Origin of the sequence: uncultured Gimesia sp. (assembly GCF_937919775.1) — a bacterium.
Classification (GTDB): Bacteria; Planctomycetota; Planctomycetia; order Planctomycetales; family Planctomycetaceae; genus Gimesia.
In genome coordinates, this window is the sequence record NZ_CALFPF010000057.1 from 1 (window position 1) to 4,506 (window position 4,506).

Annotated in this window: 2 protein-coding genes and 1 pseudogene; all 3 read left to right on the forward strand. The window is 52.9% G+C overall.

Annotated features, from left to right (window positions below; all coding sequences use genetic code 11):
• Positions 1–137: 137 nt before the first annotated feature.
• Positions 138–839 (forward strand): annotated as a pseudogene (locus Q0294_RS01515) (IS630 family transposase); the annotation flags it as partial.
• 412 nt (positions 840–1,251) lie between these two features.
• Positions 1,252–2,745: an aldehyde dehydrogenase family protein gene (locus Q0294_RS01520; RefSeq protein ID WP_299460112.1), complete on the forward strand. Its 1,494-nt coding sequence runs from the start codon at positions 1,252–1,254 to the stop codon at positions 2,743–2,745.
• A gap of 299 nt (positions 2,746–3,044) precedes the next feature.
• Positions 3,045–4,506: DUF1549 domain-containing protein (locus Q0294_RS01525; protein WP_299460115.1), on the forward strand; the 1,462-nt coding region annotated here is incomplete at its 3' end.

Genomic DNA, 4,506 nt, shown 5'->3' on the forward strand with positions numbered 1-4,506 from the left:
GAAATCAGCAGGGATTTCGGGTGTTTCTTCTCATTCAGGCCAAAAGGGTCGCTTGTCTTGGGTCTAGTGTAATGTCACTCAAATGCGGGAACTTATCGAGGCTAAAAATTATCTGACTATCAAGGAGGGATTTTCAGATGCGAATTGCAGTTTCAATCAAACTATCAGATGAAGAACGAACCATCTTAATGCGCTGGGCTCGCGGGAGGCGGACGCCAGCCAGGCTTGTCCAAAGAGCGAAAATTATTCTCGCTGCCGCGGCAGGAAAGCAAAATAAACTCGGATGCACTCGGCGAACCGTTGGGACCTGGCGCAACCGTTTCTTAAATCAACGGCTCTGCGGACTCGAAAAAGATGCGCCCCGCTCAGGACGTAAGCCATCTGTTCGCGAAGAGAAAGAAGCGGACATTATTCGTAAGACGACTCAATCAACACCCGCAAATGCAACTCATTGGTCAACGCGAACAATGGCAAAAGAAGTGGGAGTGAGCCGTTCAACCGTACAACGCGTCTGGCGTGATAGCGGACTAAGGCCGCATCGCGTCAAAACATTCAAAACTTCTAACGATCCAGATTTTGCAGAAAATCTGGTGAATGTTGTCGGCTTGTATCTCAATCCACCCGAGCATGCTCTGGTTCTCTCATGTGATGAAAAGACACAAATCTAAGCATTGGATCGGACTCAAAAGAGTTTACCGATTTTTCCTGGTCGACTGGAGACGATGACTCACGACTATAAACGGAACGGCACCACCACCTTGTTCGCAGCATTAAGTGTGACCGATGGCACAATTGTCACCCAATGTCAGCAGCGACATCGTCACCAGGAGTGGATCAGACCAGTTTTTATATGATAAATCTGCGTTTGAACGAGATTATTAACGATCCCATGCCAAAGATCTCCCCTCCACAATTATGAATAAGTCGACGCTTGCCCTGAATGATTTCTTAAAAGTGAATTTACCCTGATACGTAGTTTTTTATAAATTAATCTGCCGTTTAAGAGCGGTTTGTCTAACCGGCTGTCGAGTCTGGTTAACCTGATCTACAGTAACCAGATCAGAGTGATCTGACAAACTAAATGTGTTTTGAGTTTAAATTCTGGATGTGTTCCGGTTATGATGAACTCAGATAGCAGGATGCGGTCGGGAATTTAATACGCAAGAAATCCGCCTTGGGTCAAGCAAATGGTGTTTTGCAGATCGAGGCGCGAATCAGTCTTTTCTGAAATTCATTGAACAGGAGCGCGCGATGTCAACAACTACAGCGAATGATCTGTATCCCGAAGTCACAGCTTTTCTTGAAGGGGGGCCCCTGAAAGGTGTAGTCGGGGGAAACGAAGTCGAAGCCAACAGCGGTGAGACGTTTGTGACGTCAGACCCGGGCACGGGCAAACAGCTGGCCGAAGTATTCAGCTTCCAGCCTGCCGACATTGACATGGCCGTTGATGTCGCCGATGCCGCTTTCCGGAAAACAGGCTGGGCGCAAATGCCACAGAATGAACGCAGCGCACTGTTGCATCGTCTGGCGGATGCGGTTGAAAAGCACAAACCCATCATCGCGCAACTGGAAGCGCTGGACGCCGGGAAAATCGAAGCACAGGCGCAAGGCGACGTGCAGAACTTTGTCGATACGATCCGCTACTTTGCCGATCTGGCACAACACGTTCAACGACGTTCGGTGCTCGCGGTGGCGAATCATGAAGCCTGGACCGTGCGTCAGCCTTACGGTGCGTGTGGTTTCATCTTCCCCTGGAACTTCCCGTTCCTGTTGATCGGCTGGGGCATCGCTCCCGCGCTGGCCGCCGGGAATACGGTCGTGATCAAACCGGCCGAAGATACACCGATGTCGGCCATTTATCTGGCGCGTCTGGCCAAAGAGGTCGGCATTCCGGATGGCGTGATTAACATCGTACCCGGACTCGGTTCCGTTGCCGGAGCGGCGTTGTCTGCCAATCCTAAACTCAAACGCATGTCTTTCACCGGTTCTCCTGAAGTCGGACGCCTGGTGGCAGAATCCTGCGGCCGCAATCTGGTGCCGGTCAAACTGGAACTGGGTGGAAAGGGAGCCGCCGTCGTGTTTAACGATGTCGATATTCCCGACACAGCGGAAAAACTGGTCAACGCGATCACCTTCCACACCGGGCAGGTCTGCTGTGATGCCACTCGCTGGCTGATTCACAAAAACATTTATGATGAATTCGTCGGCGAATGTGTGGATCGTCTCAAGAAAGTTAAGGTCGGTTATCAGCTGAACGATGCCTCGCAGATGGGACCCGTCGTGAATAAGAAGCAACACCAGCGCGTGCTCTCTTATCTGGAAAAAGGACAGGATCAGGGAGCCGAATGTCTGCTGGAAGGGGGCATCGCAGAGGTTCCCGGTTACAACGGGTACTACGTCAAACCGGCACTGCTGGCAGGCACACTGGACAACGTGGCGGCCCGCGAAGAAATTTTCGGCCCCGTTGCCTATCTGGCACCGTTTGAAACGGAAGACCAGGCCATCGCGATGACCAACAGCACCGACTACGGCCTGGCCAACAGTGTCTGGACGTCGGATCTGAGCCGTGCCTCCCGCGTTGCGGAAGCCATGTGTGCGGGCAACAGCTGGATCAACGCACATAACGTTTTCGCACACGGCGTCCCTTACGCCGGCATTAACAAGAGCGGTATGGGGGGCGGCGTCCTGTCCGTCGAAACTCTGTTCGACTACTGGCGCAGCCTGTCTGTCGTACGCCCTCTGTAAACGTTCATTCATGACATCTACTCACCCGCAGGCCGTTTCTACCGGGAACGCCTGCGGGTTTTTTTATTTCAATGCCGACTCATCCGCTGGCATGATTTGTACATTTAAAGTCAGTCACGACAAATGGTTGTGGAGGGGCGATTCCTTGCTTGACAGTCCCCGTTCCGAGGCTCTAAGATCAAGGTGAGCGATCCCTTTGCTGGGACCCACCTGTTCTCCTGAACCATGATGGCATGGTTCGGTTTCTAAGAGACGCACCAGGATCGCTACCAGGTGATAAAATACAGGGCATGATGAGTATGCGTTCCCGTTCCCTTTTAATCTGGCTGCCTGTCGTAGTATTGGGCGCCACTTTTGTTTCTTTGTTTGCGGCGGAAAACAGCAAGCCCCCACAGACGCCGTCTGAAGCGAAAATCGATTTCAATCGGGATATCCGCCCGATTCTTTCCAATAACTGTTTTTTCTGTCACGGCCCGGATGAAAAACATCGCGAAGGCGATTTGCGTCTCGATACGAGAGCAGGCGCTTTTCACGTGACTGATGGCAAAGCGGCGCTTGTGCCGGGCAATCTCAAGGAAAGTGCGCTGATCCAGCGCATTCTGGCGACCGACGCGGATGAGCGCATGCCCCCCGCCGATTCGGGAAAAACATTGAAGCCCGCAGAGATCGAACTGCTCAAACAGTGGGTGCAGCAAGGCGCCGCATGGCAGGAGCACTGGGCCTATCTCAAACCCGAACGCGCTCCCATACCGGTTGTGAAACTGGCAAGCTGGCCGCGGAATGAGATCGACGCGTTTGTGCTGGCGCGGCTGGAACAGGCCGGAATCACACCGTCAATAGAATCCGATCAAAGAACGCTGGTCCGACGTCTGTATCTCGATCTGCTCGGTCTGCCTCCCACAGCAGCCGAAGTCGATGCATTTGTGAATTCAAAAGACCCTCAGGCGTATGAAAAGCTCGTCGACCATCTGCTCGCATCGCCGCAGTATGCGGAACGCATGACGCTGACCTGGCTCGATCTGGCCCGCTACGCCGACACGAACGGTTACTCGATTGACGGCGGCCGTCATATGTGGCTCTGGCGCGACTGGGTGATTGATGCGTTTCACAAGAACAAGCCGTACGATCAATTCATCACCGAGCAGATTGCCGGGGATTTGATTCCCGAAGCCTCTCCGTGGCAGAAGGTGGCCACCGGTTTCAGCCGCAATCATATGATTACGCATGAAGGGGGCACGATTCCGGAAGAGAATCTGGTCAACTATACCGTCGATCGCGTGAAAACAACTTCGGAAGTCTTCATGGGATTAACGATGGGTTGTGCCCAGTGTCACGATCACAAGTACGATCCGATTACAATGAAAGACTTTTACCAGTTCTTCGCGTACTTCAATACGCTCGAAGATAAAGGGCTGGACGGGAACAGCGGGATCAACGCCGGTCCCAAACTGTCGGTGAAAACGGAACTTTCGTTTGCGGCGGCGGAATTGAAATCGCTCGATCAGGAACTGGACCGACTGCAGAATGAATTGGCGCACCCGGATGAAACCAGAATGCAGAACTGGGAGCGGGAAACACATCAACAACTAGCAGAACGCGGGCAGGGGCTGAAACTGCATGAACTGGAAGTAGTCAAAGTCTCCGACCCGAATACGCGGACCGATTTTGAAGTCAGCGAGGATGGACACATTCTCGCGCTGACGCCCAGCGGACGTTCGCCGTCGATTTCGTTGAAAGTCAAACCGGGAGTGGATCAACTGA